The sequence below is a fragment of the Mycolicibacterium hodleri genome, assembly GCF_025822245.1.
Classification (GTDB): Bacteria; Actinomycetota; Actinomycetes; order Mycobacteriales; family Mycobacteriaceae; genus Mycobacterium; species Mycobacterium hodleri.
Genome location: NZ_JACKTL010000033.1, coordinates 464,569 through 480,588, shown reverse-complemented (window position 1 = coordinate 480,588; position 16,020 = coordinate 464,569). Strand labels below are relative to the sequence as shown.

The window sequence follows — 16,020 nt, the reverse complement described above, 5'->3', positions numbered from 1 at the left end:
GCCGTCGCACCGTCCGGGAGCCGACGGTCCGAAGGGAGCTGGGGATGCGCTCGCCCGTGGCCGCACTGGAGCCCCGCTTCCGGCATTGGCGCCACGACCCTCCGGTCAAGACGTCGGCGGCCGTGCTCTTCCTCGTCGTCGGCGTCGTACTCGTCTTGGTGTGGTGCCAATTCCGCGGCGTCTTCTCCGACACCACCCAGCTGACGCTGCTCTCTCCGCGTTCGGGTCTGTCGATGGATCCGGGGTCGAAGGTGACCTTCAACGGCGTCGAGATCGGTCGCGTCGGGACGGTCGACGCGGTGACCGTCGACGGGGCGACGATGGCCAGCATCGCCCTCGACGTCGCCCCCGGCGACGTCGAGCTGCTGCCGGCCAACGTGGACGCGGAGATCAAGGCGTCGACGGTGTTCGGCAACAAGTACATTGCGCTGTCCTCACCCGCCACGCCCGTGGCCGAGCGAGTGAGCGCGGGCACGCCGATCCGCTCGACGAATACGAGCACCGAGTTCAACACCCTGTTCGAGACGGTGGTGGCGGTGACCCAGCACGTCGACCCGGTGAAGCTGAACCAGACGCTCACCGCCACCGCGCAGGCGTTGAGCGGGCTGGGGACCCGCTTCGGCGAGTCCGTCGAGAACGGCAACGTGATCCTGGCCGACGTCAACCCGCTGCTGCCACGCGTGCACGAGGACACCCGGAATCTGGCCGACCTCGCCGACGTCTACTCCGCCAGCGCGCCAGACCTATTCGACAGCCTGGCGGGTGCGGTCACCACCGCGCGCACGCTCAACGAGCGCCGCGACGACCTCGACGCGGCCTTGATGGCGGCGGTCGGCTTCGGCAACACCGCCGCCGACGTCGTCGAGAAGGGCGCCCCGTATCTGGTTCGCGGGGTCGCCGACCTGGTGCCCACCAGCGCGCTGCTCGACGAGTACAGCCCCGAATTGTTCTGCACCATCCGCAATTATCACGACGTCGAGCCGGCGTTCTCGGAGTTCGGCGGCGGCAACGGCTTCTCACTGAAGCTGCGCGACGAGCTCGTCGGCCCCGGCAATCCCTACGTCTACCCCGACAACCTGCCGCGGGTGAACGCCCGCGGCGGTCCCGAGGGTCGGCCGGGATGCTGGCAACCGGTGACCAGGGACCTGTGGCCGATGCCGTATCTGGTGATGGACACCGGCGCGTCGATCGCGCCGTACAACCACCTCGAGTTGGGTCAGCCGCTGGCCGTCGACTACGTCTGGGGACGCCAGGTCGGCGAGAACACCATCAACCCCTGAGCCCCACCCCTCCCACGACGTCGAAAGTGCCGTGGGATCGGGATTCGTCGTCGAATCGCGATCCCACGGCACACTCGACGGGGGAGGAACTCGAACTCAGAGCAGGCCCAGTGACTTCAGGTCCGTGACGTACTTGACGATCACCGGCGCCGAGATGTGCGGAATGTCCTTGTCGGGTCCGATCTTTGCCTCTTGCACCGCCGCCCGGAACCTGTCGGTCGGGGCGATCGAACCGTTGACCGGATGTTCCGGAGACTGGTAGTTGTGCAGCAGCGGCAGCAGTGACGCGTTGCGCTGCTTCTCGGGCAGGCTCCGCAGCGTGGTCTCGAAGCGCTGCAGCCAGTCGCCGTAGTCCTCGATGCGACGGATCGGGTACCCGGCCTCGATCAGCCAGTCGACGAACTCGTCCATGCCGATGCCGTCGTCGTACGGGTTCATCACGTGGAAGGTCTCGAACCCGGTGGTGACGTTCGCACCGATCGTCGAGATCGCCTCGGCGATGAACTCGACCGGCAACCCGTCGTAGTGCGCCCGCTGGCGACCACCGTCGGCGCCCAGCTGGTAGAACGACTGCGGCGCAACGCCCGTCGCCACCAGGCTCAGCATCATGCGGGTGAACATGTCCGGCAGGTTGAGCTGACCGGTGTAGGTGGTGTCGGCCAGGATCATGTCGCAGCGGAACACCGACGCGGGCAGGCCGTAGTGCTCGTTGGCCTCGCGGAGCAGCACTTCGCCGCCCCACTTGCTGTTGCCGTACCCGTTGGCGTAGCCGTCGTCGACCGCGCGGGTGGCGCTGACGACGCGGACGTCGGCGTCCTCGTTGTTGTCGGCCGGGTTGATGCCCGCACCCACCGCGATCGTGGACACGTAGACGAACGGCTTGATCTTCGTGGTGAGCGCGATGCGGATGAGTTCCGCGGTGCCAAGCACGTTCGGCGCGAACAGCTGGCTGTACGGCAGGACGTGGTTGACCAGTGCCGCCGGGTCGACGATCAGGTCGACGGTGTCGGCCAGCCGCTGCCAGGTGGCGTCGTCGAGGCCGAGGTTGGCTTCGCCCTTGTCACCGGCGAGCACCTCGAGGTGGTCGGCGGCCATCGTGCGGTAGTGCTCCAGCAGCTTCGGATCACCGCTGTCGAACGTCGCGTCGAGCCGGGCGCGTGCGGCGGCGTCGTCCTTGGCGCGGACGAGGCAGATGACCTTGCCGTCGACCAGGTCCATCCGCTCCAGCCACTCCAAGGCGAGGTAGCGGCCCAGGAATCCCGTTGCGCCCGTGAGCAACACGGTGCGCACCTCGGAACTGGGGCCGGGCAACGACGTGGCGGCGGCCAGTGTCTCGGCGTCGACGAACTTGTCCAGCGTCAGGTCGGCGGCGCGCACCACGGTGGCGTCACGACCGTGGATCGCGTCGTAGGTGGGCCGCTTGGACCCGCCCGCGCGCTGCGCCTCTATGTAGGCGGCGATGGACGCGAGGTCGCTGGCCGGGCTGACGATCACGCCGACGGGCACGTCGACGCCGAAGATGTCGTGCAGCAGGTTCGCGAAGGTCAAGGCGGACAACGAGTCTCCACCGAGATCGGTGAACTGCGCGTCGGCCTGAACGTCGGCGGCGGCCGCACCGAGCAGCGCGCTCGCGGCCCGGCTGACGGTCTCGAGGACGGGCCGGTCGGCGCCGCTCTGCCGCAGCGCCCTCAGCTCGCCTTCCTGCCCGTCGGCCAGGTCGGCGTACAGCTGCTCGAGCTCGGCACCGTAGCGCTCCTTCAACCGCGGCCAGGCCAGCTTGCGAATGCCGGTCAGCAGGCCGTTCTCCAGGGTGAAGGGGGTGGTCTCGACGAGGAAGTCGCGAGGAACCTCGTAGGACTGCAGGCCCGCCGTGCGCGCGGCCTCCTTGAGCGAGGCACTGATGGCGGACTTCAGTTCGTCTGCATCGTAACGAGATTGAGCGTCTTCGGTGGGCACGACCACGGCCAGCAGGTAGGGCCGGGCGCTGTTGCCGTAGATGTAGATCTGGCGCACCAGGGGGCTGTCGGTGTACGCGGCCTCGAGCTTGGACACGGTGACGAACTCGCCCTGGGCCAGCTTGATCACGTTGTTGCGGCGGTCCAGGTACTGCACCTGGTCGGGGCCCAGGTCGGCGACGATGTCACCGGTCCGGTAGTAGCCGTCGGCGTCGAACACCTCGGCCGTGACCTCGGGGCGCTTGTAGTAACCGGGGAAGAGCTGGTCGGACTTGACCAGCAGCTCACCGCGCGGGTGCGGCACGTCGGTGCCGTAGTAGCCCAGCTCGGGAACGTCGACCAGCTTGTAGTCGACCACCGGTGGGCGCCGGATCACGCCGTCGACGAAGACGGCGCCGGCCTCGGTCGAGCCGTAGCCCTCCACGAGGTGCATGTCGAGGAACTCCTCGACCCATGCCCTCAGCTCGGGCGAGATGGGCGCCGAGCCGGTGATGGCGCTGACGTACCGCCCGCCGAGCAGGCTTTGGCGCAGTTCCGCCATGTCGGCGCCGCGATCGGCCTGGCTGACGTACTCCTGGTAGAGCATGTCCCAGATCCGCGGGACGAAGTTCAGCTGCGTGGGCCGAACCAGGGCGAGGTCCTGCAGCAGGGTCGACAGGTCACTGCGGGCGGCGAAGTAGACGGTGCCGCCGCTGGCGATGGTGCCGTAGAGGATGCCGCGGCCCATGACGTGGCTCATCGGCAGGAAGGCCAGCGTGATCGCGGGGAGGACGCCCTGGTTCTCGTCCCAGTGGGCGTTGGCGGCGGCGCGCCACATGTTGGCGACCTTGCTCTCCGGGTACATCGCGCCCTTGGGGGCGCCGGTGCTGCCGGAGGTGTAGACGAGCAGCGCGAGCGGGTCGTCGCCCTCGCCGACGACCGAGCGGGGTGCCGGCAGCGTCTGACCGCGGCTCAGCAGCTCGGCCATGGTCTCGACGACCACGGAGGTGTCCTGCAGGCGGGCCTTGGCCGCGTCGAGCGCCTCGCGCTGGTCGTCGACCTGCGGCTGGAAGTCGAACACGACCAGGCGGGCGGGCGGGGTCGGGGCGGTGAGGACGAGCTCCACCGCGTCGTCGAGGTAGTCGACGCTGGAGGCGATCACGACGGGTTCGGTCTCCGCGACGATCGGCTGCAGCTGGGTCTGCGGCGCGCTGGTCTGCAGCGGCACGGAGACCGCGCCCAGCTGCGAGGCGCCGGTGTCGACGACGGTGTAGTCGACGCTGGTGAAGCCGAGGATGGCGATCCGGTCGCCGGGTTCGACGGGCTGGTGCTGCAGCGCGGCGCCGAACGCCTGGACGCGCTCCCAGAGCTGGCCGTAGCTGACGGTCTCGAAGTGCGGCGCCAGCGTCGCGGTGGTGCGGCCGGCCTCGGTGACGTACTCGACGGCGCGCTGGCCCAGCGCAGGCCGGTCGGCGTAGCCCTCCATCACGGTGCGGACGACGTCGGAGAGGCGGAGGTCGGGTCGACCGGCGGCCTCGCTGACGGCGCTATCTGGCTTTGCGGCGGCGAACTGCTCGTCGTCGGCGTACAGGTCGGCGATGCGGCGCTCGAGGCGCGCTTCGCGGCTGTTGTTCGACATGGAAGACCCCTAGAAATGACTACGTACGGTTGAAGTACCTGATTCGGCAGGCTCCGTTGCCTGACTCGATGCGTACAACGTTAGCAAAACTAAAGATATGCCCCAAATGCCTGACCTGGCAGTTTCCTGTGAGGAAGACCATGTTTGGGGCTAGTCGTTACACTGACTAAATAATCAATTCGAGAGGTTGGCGATGACTCGCACCGAAGACGACACCTGGGACCTGGCCACCAGCGTGGGTACCACCGCGACGATGGTGGCCGCGGCCAGGGCAATTGCCGCCCGCGACGGCGCGATCGACGACCCGTTCGCTGAGCCGTTGGTGCGCGCGGTCGGCGTCGACTTCCTCACCCGCTGGGCCAGCGGCGAGCTGTCCTCCACCGACGTGGACACGGGCGGCACGAGTTGGGGCTTGGCACAGATGCCCGCCGCGATGGCTGCCCGCACGCGGTACTTCGACGGGTTCTTCGCCGACGCCGCCGCCGCCGGCATCCGGCAGGCCGTGATCCTGGCCTCCGGCCTGGACGCCCGCGCGTACCGGCTGGACTGGCCCGCGGGGATGACCGTCTACGAGATCGACCAGCCGGCCGTCATCGAGTTCAAGACGACGACGCTGGCCGGGCTCGGCGCGGCGCCCAAGGCCGACCTTCGCACGGTGGCCGTCGACCTGCGTGACGACTGGCCCGCCGCGCTGCAGGCGGCCGGCTTCGACGCCAGCCAGCCCTCGGCGTGGATCGCCGAGGGGCTCTACGGCTACCTGCCCCCCGAGGCGCAGGACCGTCTGCTCGACGCCGTCACCTCACTCAGCGCGCCGGGCAGCCGGCTGGGCAGCGAGGCCGTGCCGGACACCGCCGCGTTCGACTCCGAGGAGGCGCGCGAGCGGATGCGCGAGTCCACGGCCAAGTGGCGTGAGCACGGCTTCGACCTCGACTTCAGCGACCTCACCTTCGTCGGCGAGCGCAACGACGTGGGCGACTACCTCGACGCCCGCGGCTGGACGTCGGTGGGCACGCCGATGGGTCAGCTGTTGGCGACGCACGGTTTCGACGCGATCCCGGAGAGCGACGACGACGGCCCCACCATGAACGGCGTCACCTACATCACCTCGACGCGGGCCTGACCTGCTCGGGCCCCGCGCGGGCGGCCTCGATCTCCAGTTCGGCGGCGTAGGCGCCCTCACCGCGCCCCAGTGAGAAGGTCGCCGCGGTCATGGCGCCGACGGCGAGGGCCAACGCGATGAGCTGATAGCCGCTCACGTCGAGTTCCTCACCGAGCAGCACCGCGCCGAGAGCCACGGCCACGATGGGCTCGAGCACGAGCATCGCGGGCACCGACGTCTGGAGCGCGCCGGCGTGGAAGGCGGACTGCTGCAACAGGGTCGCGATGATGCCGAGCGCGACCAACGCGTACGGCGCAGGGGTGGCCAGCAATCCGGCGGCCCCCCGCTCGTCGAGCAGGTGCATCACGTACTTGGTGACGACGGCGACCGCCCCGAACAGCACGCCGACGCCCACGGCGAACAGCACCGCCCGGCGCGCGCCCTCCATCCGCCGGGCAATCAGGATGCAGGCGGCGATCAGCACGACGCAGCCGAGGGACACCGCGGCCGAGATCACCAGCGGTGCCGGCCGGTCCGGCGGTCCGGGGCGGGCGAGCAGGACGAAGAAGGCCAGCGACACCGTCAGCAGCGCCGCCCACAGCCATTCCCGACGGGTGACGCGGCGGCCGGCCAGCCGTGCGCTCAGCGGCAGGGCAAACAGCAAGGCCGACACCAGAAGCGGTTGGACGACGATCAGCGAACCCTTGACCAGTGCGAGCGCCTGGAACACGTAGCCGGCGACCGCCACCCCGGTGCCCACCCACCACAGCGGTCGTCGAAGCAGGGTGGCAAACATGCGCGTGCTGACGCTCTGATCGGCGGGCAGGTCCATGGTGGCACGCTGGCGCACCACGATGCCGACGGCCATGCACACGGCCGAGCACAGCGCGAAGAGGACGACCAGCCCATGGCCCAACAACGTCCTCGACACCCTTCTTTGGCGATGTGACCTACCCCGTCACTACACCGTAGAGGTGTCGCTAACCCGCTTCGACCCGAGAGCCCTCGTCAGCGCTCTGACGTGCAGCGGGATCGATTCTGTCGCCGACCCTCGCCACGACCTCGTCGACGCGACTGACCGCCGCGTCGCACAAACCCCGGACCTTGTCGCCCGCGGCGTCGACGTCGTCGGCCGCGCTCAGCAGATGGGACCGGACGTTGATCCGCAATCGCTCGGCGGCGTATCGCACCCGGCGGCGGAGGTGGTCGTCGACCTCGACGGTGACGTAGGGCAGTACCCGAATTGCCATGTCCTGCTCCCTGGTGGATGCCTCGACGATGTCCTTGCCACCAGGCTATCGACGGTGGCGCACTTCACAACGTGACGTCCGTCGCCACCCGCCGGGCCCGGACTGGCGCGTCACATCGCCGATCCTCCGGCCGGGACGGACTTCGTGGCGCACCATGTCGACCATGGACTTGGCGTCGCCACGATCTAGGGAGACCGATGTACGACCTCGAAGACACCATTCGCGCCCGTCGCTCGACCCGACTGTTCCTGCGGGACGAGCCCGTACCAAGGGACCTGGTGATCGAAGCGCTCGAACTCGCCGTGCGGGCCCCCTCCAACTCGAACATCCAGCCGTGGCGCGTGGTGTTCAACTCCGGGCCTGCCCGCGACCGGCTGGTCGAGGCCCTTCTCGACGAGGCGGCCAAGGGTGACCCCAAGGTGCCGCCGCTGCCGGAGGAGTTCAGCCACTTCCGGCGCGACCTCGGCGCCATCCTGTACGGCACGATGGGCGTCGCCCGGCACGACGCCGCCGCCAGAAGGGTTGCGGTGCTGAGGAATTGGGAGTTCTTCCGGGCGCCGCTCGGGGCCGTCGTCTGCATGCACCACGACCTGGGGTACGCCGACGCCCTCGGGGTCGGCATGTTCCTGCAGAACTTCATGCTGGCACTGACCGCGCGAGGCATCGGCAGTTGCGTGCAGGTGTCGATCGCGGGCTATCCGGAGGTGATCCGCGATCAACTCGGCATCGCCGAGGACATGCGGATCCTGTGCGGGATGTCGATCGGCTACCCGGACCCGGACTTCCCGGCCAACACGCTCGACGTGCCGCGCAGCCCACTGTCCGACAACGTCACCTTCCGCGAGGACTGACCGCTACTGCAGGCTCGCCAAGTTCTCCACCGACCGCTTGACGTCTCCCTTGATCACCCGCGCGACCAGTGCGCCGACCGGACCGTTGAGTACCGCGCCGCTCAGGTCGGCAACGAGGTGGAACGTCGTGCCGGGCTGGTTGTCACTGATGTCGGTGCGCAGGGAGATCTGGACGCCGCCGAACCCGCGGCCGCACATCTCGATGCGGTGGGGCTCGTCGTAGTTGGTCACCTCCCAGTGGATGGTGTTGCGGAAGCCCTTCACCTTGATCAGCGAGGACACCGTGGTGCCCTTCTCGATCACCTCCGGCACGGGACTGCGCCACCCGCCGAAGATCGTCAGCCACTCGTCGAAGCGGCCGAGATCGGACGCCAACTTCCACGCCTTGTCGGGTGCGAGCTGGGACTTAACCGATACGTCGACGCTGGCCATGCGTCACTTCTACCCGACCCGGACGGGTTCTACCCGGCAGGCGGGGCCGGAGGCGGCGGCGGGGGCGCCACGCCGACGCCGAGCACCCTGAGCAGGTCGGGCTTCATGGCCTGCAGTTGAGCGCCCCAGTAACCCCAGCTGTGGGTGCCGTCGTTGGGGAAGTTGAACACGGCGTTGCGGCCGCCGAGGGCCAGGTACTGCTTCTGGAAGTCCTTGTTGGTGTTGATGGTGATGTTCTCCAGGAACTGTGCGCTGTACTGCACGCCGAAGTCGCCCGCGGAGTCCAGATCGGAGGTCCGGCCGTTGCCGCAGTAGATCCAGATGGCGGTGTTGTTGGCCACCAGCGTCGGCAGGTTCACCATCGGATCGTTGCGCCGCCAGGCCGGATCGCTGGACACGCCCCACATGTCGGTGGCGTTGTATCCGCCCGCGTCCTTCATGGCGAAGCCGATCATGGTCGGCCACAGACCCGCCGACGGGTTCAAGAAGCCCGACAGCGACGCGGCGAAGATGAACTGCGTCGGGTAGAACGCCGCCAGGTTCAGCGCAGCACCACCCGACATCGACAGCCCGACCACCGCGTTGCCCGTCGGCGAGATGCCCTTGTTGGCAGCCAGGTACGCCGGCAGCTCCTGGGTCAGGAACGTCTCCCACTTGTAGGTCGACGTGCCGTTGCTGCCCTTGGCCGGCTGGTACCAGTCGCTGTAGAAGCTGGACTGCCCGCCGACGGGCATGACGACCGACAGCCCGGATTGGTAGAACCACTCGAACGCGGGGGTGTTGATGTCCCAGCCGCTGAAGTCGTCCTGAGCGCGCAGACCGTCGAGGAGGTAGACGGCGTGCGGGCCGCCGCCCTGGAACTGGACCAGGATGTTGCGGCCCATCGCCGCCGACGGCACCTGAAGTCCCTCCACCGGAAGTCCCTCACGGGAGAACGCCGACGCCGTCGGCACCAGTCCCACCGGGCCCACCACGCCCGGCATCATCGCGACGAGGAATGCGGACACGGCCAGTCGCCGCGCCCATCGGCGTCGTAGCCCACCAACGATCGTCGCCAACACGGCTGGATCCCATCTGTTCGAGTTACCCGTTCAGCGCAAGCTAGCAGCGCGAAAACGCCACGCCGCGCCGCCCACGCGCGGTGTAATCGGCTCGTTATCAACGGGTTCCGGGAACGGTGACGCATGGGGACATGTGAACCACCCGCTTGGGGGCTGTGGGGGATGAGCGAATAGCCTGTGAATTGACTCGTAAGACATGCAAGGTGGCTTACGCCACGGCAAACTCAGTGCGCACACACATAAGGAGCATGATCATGTCCGTTACCGGTTCCCCCGCCCCGTCGTCCTCCGGACGCCTCGCGCGTCGCCTCACCGGCGGAGCACTCCTCGCCGGCGGGCTGATCGGCACCACGTTGCTCGGGACGCTGCCGTCCGCGTTCGCCAACGAGGACCCCGCCTTGAACCCGCCCAACTGCAGCGCCGCCGACCTCGAGGGCGTCCGCGCCGGCGTCGACGCGTCGACCTCGGCATATCTGTTCACCCACCCCGACTACAACTGGTTCGTCACCAGCCTCGAGGGGCTGTCGAAGGACCAGGTGCACACGCAGATGCAGGACTACCTGAACGCCCACCCGGACACCAAGAACGACATCACCGGGATCCGTCAGCCCCTGGTCGACCTCAAGAACCGCTGCGGCGGCACGCCCTAACTATCCGACGCCAGCCAAGAGGCTCGACGCCCGCCACCACACCAGCGCGGCGAACACCGCGAGCAGCGCCACCGACACCGCCGTCTCGATCAGCATGCGGTTCTGGCGCGGCGCGTAGGCGTACACCGCGCCCAGCGCCGCGCCGGTCAGCAGGCCGCCGACGTGTCCCTGCCAGCTGATCCCCGGCACGACGAACGTGATGACCAGGTTGACGACGATCAGCCCGGCGATCCAGCGCATGTCGAAGTTCAGCTTCCGCGACAGCGCCAACGTGGCGCCGAACAGGCCGAAGATCGCGCCGGAGGCGCCCAGCGTCGGCACGTTGACCGGCGTCAGCAGGAACACCAGAACCGATCCGCCCAGCGCGCTCAAGAAGTACAGGGCGACGAAGCTGGTGCGCCCCAGCCACCGCTCGAGCGCGGGGCCGATGACCCACAGGGCCCACATGTTGAACAGGATGTGCGTGGGTCCGTCGTGCAGGAACGCCGAGGTCAGCAGCCGGTAGTACTCGTCGTAGGCCACCACTCCCCCGGGCCAGAGGAACAACGCCTGCTGCAGCCCCGGCACCGCCATCTGCAGGACGAACATCACCACGTTGGCGGCGATCAGCGCGTAGGTCACGACGGGCTTGACGCCGAGGTTGCCCCTGGGCTTGCGCACCGACTTGGCACCGTCGTCGACGCAGTTGGGGCACTGGTGCCCGACCGCCGCCGACCCCATGCAGTCAGGGCAGATGTAGCGCTGGCACCGCGCGCAGCTGACGTAGGTCGACCGGTCGGGGTGGCGGTAACAGGTCGGGGGTGCCGCCGGCGCGCTCGGTGTGCCGGGAGGGCCTGGTGTGGTCACACCCCACAGTGTCCCAGCCCGGCCGATCGCGCCCTCAGAGGCGCCACAACGCCTCCTGCGTGGTGCTCGCGACCAGCGCGCCGGCACCGTCGTACATCGAGCCGACGACCAGGCCGCGGGAGTCACTGTTGTTGAGCGACCGGACCTCGTAGCGGTGCCACTCGTGCGGCAGGAACGGGCGGTGGAACCACACCGCGTGGTCCAGGCTCGCGGCGTAGCCGACGTCGGCGCCGATCGGTGCGCCAGGGGGCCGCGCCACCGGAACCGGGCCGAAGTCGGACATGAACGTCAGCGCGCACGCCTGGACCAGCGGCGAGTCGTCGATGCGGGCCTTGGTGCGGATCCAGAACGGCGGCACCGCGAACGGCGAGTCGTCGTCGGGCCGCACCCGCATCTCGAATCGACCCGCGAACCCCAGGTCCGGCGTCTTGGGGACGGCCGCCTCGAAGTCCAGACCGGACGGCGGCGTCGGATGCCAGTCCGCACCGTCCTCGGGCCGGTGGAACGACGCGATCATCTCGAGGATGGTCTTGCCGTGCTGCACGGCGGTGACCTGCCGGGTGTCGAACGATCGCCCGTCCCGGGTGCGGACGACGTTCAGTTCGACGTCGACGCCGTATTCGCCGCCGCGCACGAAGTACAGGTGCAGCGACTGCGGATGCTTGTCCGGCTCGACGGTCGCCCCCGCGGCGGCCAGCGACTGGGCGGCGATCAGCCCGCCGAAGAGTCGGGTGCCCGGCCCGGCCGGCGGCTGCGGGGCGACGAACACGTCGCCGTCGCGTTCGAAGTCCAGGAGGCGGGCCATCCAGCTGGGTCGGTCGGGCTTGACACCTGTCATGGGTTGGTCAGCGTAGCGGGCTACCCCGTCCCGGATCCCCGGCGTACCGGTCGAGCACGATCACGTACGCGGCGACCACGGCCAGCGGTGCGACCAGCGGCACCCACGGCAGAGCGAACGGAACGGTCGCGCCGAGCACCGTCACCGCGGTCAGGCCGAGCGCGCCCAACACCGTCGGCGCGGTCAGGACCCACGCGGCGCCGGTCCCCTCCGCGTGCCGGACCACGAGGTACGCGCTCGCCGCCAGGCCTGCGATCGCCGCCACCACCGGGGACGGCTCCGAGAGGGCCAGCGCCCCGGCGACGGCCACTACCGCAAGCGTCGCCGCGAGCCGGATCAACAGACCCACCACCAGCGCGACGACGGCCACCGCCGCCAGGACGAGTGCGGGCCCGGCACTCTCGACGGTGCCTGCGGCCACCATCAGCAGACCGAAGGCCAGGGACAGCAGGCGCGTCACGTCATCTCCTCGCCGCCGCGCGCTTGCGGCGCCTCGGCACCAGGCCCATCACTTGGTCGAGGGTGCCGTCCGTCGACCATCCGACGACGTCGACGCCGATGGTCCGCATGTCCCGGTACATGAAAGCCCGTTGCATCGACCACATTCGGGCGATCAGCGGGTCGTCGAGATCTTCGAAGGGCGCGCCGTCGAGCACGTCGACGGCCACCACGACGTGGCCCCGGCGGCACAGGTCGATCAGCGCAAGGGCGAAGTCGGTGTCGAGCAGGGTCGAGAACGCCACGACGACGGCACCCGGCGGCATCGCGGCCCGCGGCGCCAGCGTGCCGGGGGTGGTCTCATGGCCGGCGCCCGCTCCGAGGATCGCGTCGAGGACGCGGTAGAACTGGCGACGGCCGATGTCGGCGCTCAGCCACCGGGTCCGCCCGCCCAGTGCGACGACGCCCGCCCGGTCCCCGTTGCGCAGCGCGCTCTGCACCACCTGCACGGCGCCGCGCATCGTGCGCTCGGTCGCCTCGGTGGCGGGTCCCGGCGGCTGGTCGTAGCCGTCGACGAGCACGACGACGTCGGTGGCGCGCTCGCTCAGCCGCTCGGTGACGTGCAGACTGCCGCGGCGAGCGCTGACCGGCCAGTTGACGGTGCGCAGTTGGTCGCCGGGGACGTAGGCCCGAATGCCGCCGTATTCGACACCTCTGCCGACGTGCCGGGTCAGATGGGTGCCGAGGCGGTCCAGCAGTTCGGTCCGGGGCAGTGCGGTGGATTGTGCTGGGGCGACGGGAAATACGAACACCTCCGCGACCGCCACGCGCCCGGCCGTGGGGGATCCGGCGAGCAGGCCGCCCCGGCCGGCGACGTGCACCCGAACGGTCACCGGGTACCGGCCCCACCGCGGCGCCGAGGTCACGATCTCGAACCGGCCCGTCGGTCGGCGGGTCACCTCGAGCGCCGCACCCGCGGCCGCGTCGACGGTCAGGTGCACCGGCGACCCGTCGTCGGCGCTCGCCCACAGTTCGAGGCGGACCTCCTCGTTCTCGAAGCAGCGCAGCAGGCCTGGTTCGGCGTGCACCCGAACCGTCGGCACCGGTCGCTGCCACCGCAGTGACACCAGTACACCGATCAGGGGGGCGGCGAACACCACGAGCTGCCACCGCGACCCGATCAGGGCCACCGCCAGCGCCACTGCCGCGCACGACGCCAGCGACAGCGCGAGCGACGATGCCCGCCAACGCAATTCGACGTCAAGCGAGCGCGTCTCGATCACGTCGCCCCGCGGGTCCTCGGCACCGGCAGCCGACGCAGCAGTTCCTCCACGACGTCCGAAGTACGCACCTGCCGAACCCACATCTCGGGACGCAGGCTGATCCGGTGCGCCATGGCGGGCACGGCCAACGCCTTGACGTCCTCGGGGATCACGTAGTCGCGGCCCAGGAGCAACGCCCGGGCGCGGGCCAGCTGAACGAGGTCCAGTTCGGCGCGCGGGCTCGCACCGACCGCCACCTGGGGGTGCTGGCGGCTGGCCGTCGCCAGCGACACCACGTACTGCAGTACGTCGTCGTGCACGGTGACCTGTTCGACCGACTCCCGCATGGCGAGAAGGTCTGCCGCGTCGACGATCTGGGCGACGGCGGGTTCGGCCGACCCACGGTCCAGCCGGCGCCGCAGCATCGCGGCCTCGTCCCGCTCGGTCAGGTAGCGCAGCTCCAGCCTGATGGTGAACCGGTCGAGCTGCGCCTCCGGCAGCGGGTAGGTGCCCTCGTATTCGATGGGGTTGTCGGTGGCCAGCACGATGAAGGGATCCGGCAGGTGGTGGGTGATCCCGTCGACGCTCACCTGACGTTCGGCCATCGCCTCCAGCAGCGCGGCCTGCGTCTTGGGCGGCGTCCGGTTGATCTCGTCGGCCAGCAGGAGGTTGCTGAAGATCGGGCCGGGGCGGAACTCGAACCGCCCCGACTGCATGTCGTAGATCGTCGACCCCAGCAGGTCGGCGGGCAGCAGGTCTGGCGTGAACTGCACCCGGGTGAACTCCAGCCCGAGCGCCGCGGCGAAGCACCGCGCGATGAGCGTCTTGCCAAGGCCGGGAAGGTCTTCGATGAGGACGTGCCCACGCGCCAGCAGCGCCGTCTGGATCAGTGTCAGCGCGGGTCGTCGGCCCACGACGACGCGCTGGATCTCGTCGAGCACCGCCTCGCAGCGGGCGGCGGTGGTGGTCACCGGCAGGCTCACATTCCCTCCAGTCGCCGAAGCACGTCGTCGAGGACCGCGCGGCCGGGCCCCGGTTCCTCCACGCCGGTGCGGGACACGTTGTCGGGATCCACCCACACCCACAGCTGCTCGCCAAACAGCGCAATGGCCGTCGCGCGAAAGATCCTCGGGTCCTTGCCCTTTCGCGCCCCGGTGGCCAGCTCGAACTGCCGCGCGAGCATGGGCCGCAAATACTTGTCCCAGTCCGAACGGGTGGAGTCGGCCCGGGCGATCATGATCTCGGTCTTCGACCGCCAGCGACGCAACGTCTCGGCCGGGTCGCGGGCCCGGGAGTCGTCGACCGCCGACCCACCGTCGCGCACCGCCAACCAGCGCACCGTCAGCAGCGCGACCGTGGCGGCGGCCGCGCCCATCCACAGCGCGACGTGCCGGTCGGGATGGGCCAATGCCAGCACTTGGACGCCGAGCACCACCACGATCGCCACCACGCCGATCCTGGTCACACCCGGCTCCGAAGCTCGTCCAACACCTGGGTGAGGACCGCGACCGCCGCGTCGCGGTGGCCCTCGTTCATGACGTGCGGGCTGAAGCGGGCCTCCTCGAAGAGGTCGACCAGCTGGGTGGCGCTGTCTGGGGCCAGGGCGTGATGGTCGACGGCGCGGGCCAGCACCTCCGATGCGGTGTCGAAGTCACGCGGCGCGGCGTCGGGCAGCAGCGACAGCTGGCGTTCCATCGCGGCGTAACAGGCGATGATCGCCTTGCGCGGTTCCCGGCTGAGGTCCTCGACTTCGGCGAGCCCGACTTCGGCTGCGAGAGCGAGGGATTGAGAGCCGGCGTCGACGCCACCGTCGGGGCGGACGACGTCGGCGGCGCTCGGCGGCAGCGGACCACGCCGGCGCGCCGCGACGATCGTTCCGATCACCAGCACGACGACGAAGACGGCAGTCGCGGCGTAGAAGTAGCCCAACAGGCCCGTCCCCGGGTCAGGGGGCAGTGGCGTGGCCGGCGTGGCCCCGCCCGCATCCGTGGCGTGCTGCGCGGCGTCGGTCGCGGTCGGCGCCGCACCCGCACCGTCGGCGTCGTCCCCCAGACCCGGGCCCAGCCGGCCCAACAGAGTCGACAGCAGGAGCCAGCCGACGATCACCCCGACCGCAATCAGCGCCACCCGCCACGACGGGCGCCGCCGGTCACCGCGCAGCCAGTCCGGTCGGCTCGCCACCCGGGTCGGGGTGATGCCGCGGTTGCGCAACTGGGCGACGACCGCAACCGCGACGACGGCCACCGAGGCCATCAGCAGTCCGACGACGACGGCAGAGGTGACCGGGTTGTCGCCCGACGGCCGGCGGGGACCGACGTCGGCCCCTGGCACGTATCCCCGCAGGGCGGCCGCGGCCACGAAGAGGAGCGTGACCAGGACGGTCACGGGCGCGATGCTGCGTGTCCTCCTCCGAGGCGGCACGTTTCGACGCTACAAGAAC

The 16,020-nt window shown here is 69.7% G+C and carries 16 protein-coding genes; 4 read left to right on the top strand and 12 right to left on the bottom strand.

Features of this window, described 5'->3' with window-relative positions; translation table 11 throughout:
* Window positions 1–44 precede the first annotated feature (44 nt).
* Entirely contained in the window at window positions 45–1,280 is a 1,236-nt protein-coding gene (locus H7J06_RS14775) for an MCE family protein (protein ID WP_264039647.1), read from the top strand.
* Between the two features lie 96 nt (window positions 1,281–1,376).
* Here the strand turns inward: H7J06_RS14775 and car are convergent, their stop codons facing one another.
* Window positions 1,377–4,853, bottom strand: a complete 3,477-nt coding sequence (car, locus tag H7J06_RS14770) for a carboxylic acid reductase (protein ID WP_264039646.1) — start codon at window positions 4,851–4,853, stop codon at window positions 1,377–1,379.
* Between the two features lie 193 nt (window positions 4,854–5,046).
* Between car and H7J06_RS14765 the strand changes: the two genes are divergently transcribed.
* The gene (locus tag H7J06_RS14765) at window positions 5,047–5,973 is read left to right on the top strand and encodes an SAM-dependent methyltransferase (RefSeq protein WP_264039645.1); all 927 of its coding nucleotides are present in this window, start codon (window positions 5,047–5,049) and stop codon (window positions 5,971–5,973) included.
* On the opposite strand, the gene H7J06_RS14760 is transcribed toward H7J06_RS14765, so the two are convergent.
* Window positions 5,954–6,871, bottom strand: coding sequence for a DMT family transporter (locus H7J06_RS14760; RefSeq protein ID WP_264039644.1), 918 nt, complete (start codon window positions 6,869–6,871; stop codon window positions 5,954–5,956). The genes H7J06_RS14765 and H7J06_RS14760 overlap by 20 nt on opposite strands.
* 61 nt (window positions 6,872–6,932) lie before the next feature.
* On the bottom strand, window positions 6,933–7,202 hold the full coding sequence (locus H7J06_RS14755; protein ID WP_264039643.1) for a hypothetical protein: 270 nt from the start codon (window positions 7,200–7,202) through the stop codon (window positions 6,933–6,935).
* Between the two features lie 197 nt (window positions 7,203–7,399).
* Between H7J06_RS14755 and H7J06_RS14750 the strand changes: the two genes are divergently transcribed.
* Complete coding sequence (locus H7J06_RS14750) at window positions 7,400–8,053, top strand: nitroreductase (protein ID WP_264039641.1); 654 nt, start codon at window positions 7,400–7,402, stop codon at window positions 8,051–8,053.
* Window positions 8,054–8,056: 3 nt separating this feature from the next.
* On the opposite strand, the gene H7J06_RS14745 is transcribed toward H7J06_RS14750, so the two are convergent.
* Complete coding sequence (locus H7J06_RS14745) at window positions 8,057–8,485, bottom strand: type II toxin-antitoxin system Rv0910 family toxin (protein WP_264039640.1); 429 nt, start codon at window positions 8,483–8,485, stop codon at window positions 8,057–8,059.
* A gap of 29 nt (window positions 8,486–8,514) precedes the next feature.
* A complete protein-coding gene (locus tag H7J06_RS14740) occupies window positions 8,515–9,471 on the bottom strand; it encodes an esterase family protein (protein WP_264039772.1) in 957 nt (318 codons plus the stop codon).
* A 329-nt stretch (window positions 9,472–9,800) separates the two neighbouring features.
* Between H7J06_RS14740 and H7J06_RS14735 the strand changes: the two genes are divergently transcribed.
* Window positions 9,801–10,196 carry a heme-binding protein gene (locus tag H7J06_RS14735; RefSeq protein ID WP_264039639.1) on the top strand — a complete coding sequence of 132 codons (396 nt, stop codon included), beginning with the start codon at window positions 9,801–9,803 and terminating at the stop codon, window positions 10,194–10,196.
* Here the strand turns inward: H7J06_RS14735 and H7J06_RS14730 are convergent, their stop codons facing one another.
* Genes H7J06_RS14730 through H7J06_RS14700 form a run of 7 tightly spaced genes read right to left on the bottom strand, consistent with a single transcriptional unit; the run spans window position 10,197 to window position 15,965 of the window.
* Window positions 10,197–11,042 (bottom strand): rhomboid family intramembrane serine protease, encoded by an 846-nt coding sequence (locus H7J06_RS14730; RefSeq protein WP_264039638.1) that lies wholly within the window; start codon window positions 11,040–11,042, stop codon window positions 10,197–10,199.
* Window positions 11,043–11,076: 34 nt separating this feature from the next.
* Window positions 11,077–11,880, bottom strand: a complete 804-nt coding sequence (locus H7J06_RS14725) for an acyl-CoA thioesterase (RefSeq protein WP_264039637.1) — start codon at window positions 11,878–11,880, stop codon at window positions 11,077–11,079.
* Window positions 11,881–11,887: 7 nt separating this feature from the next.
* The gene (locus tag H7J06_RS14720) at window positions 11,888–12,340 is read right to left on the bottom strand and encodes a hypothetical protein (protein ID WP_264039636.1); all 453 of its coding nucleotides are present in this window, start codon (window positions 12,338–12,340) and stop codon (window positions 11,888–11,890) included.
* A gap of 1 nt (window position 12,341) precedes the next feature.
* Window positions 12,342–13,601: a DUF58 domain-containing protein gene (locus H7J06_RS14715; protein ID WP_264039635.1), complete on the bottom strand. Its 1,260-nt coding sequence runs from the start codon at window positions 13,599–13,601 to the stop codon at window positions 12,342–12,344.
* A complete protein-coding gene (locus H7J06_RS14710) occupies window positions 13,598–14,563 on the bottom strand; it encodes an AAA family ATPase (RefSeq protein ID WP_264039634.1) in 966 nt (321 codons plus the stop codon). Before H7J06_RS14710 ends, H7J06_RS14715 begins: the two co-directional genes overlap by 4 nt.
* On the bottom strand, window positions 14,560–15,045 hold the full coding sequence (locus H7J06_RS14705) for a hypothetical protein (protein WP_264039633.1): 486 nt from the start codon (window positions 15,043–15,045) through the stop codon (window positions 14,560–14,562). The genes H7J06_RS14710 and H7J06_RS14705 overlap by 4 nt, the downstream gene beginning before the upstream one ends.
* Window positions 15,042–15,965: a DUF4129 domain-containing protein gene (locus tag H7J06_RS14700; protein ID WP_264039632.1), complete on the bottom strand. Its 924-nt coding sequence runs from the start codon at window positions 15,963–15,965 to the stop codon at window positions 15,042–15,044. Before H7J06_RS14700 ends, H7J06_RS14705 begins: the two co-directional genes overlap by 4 nt.
* Between the last annotated feature and the right edge of the window lie 55 nt (window positions 15,966–16,020).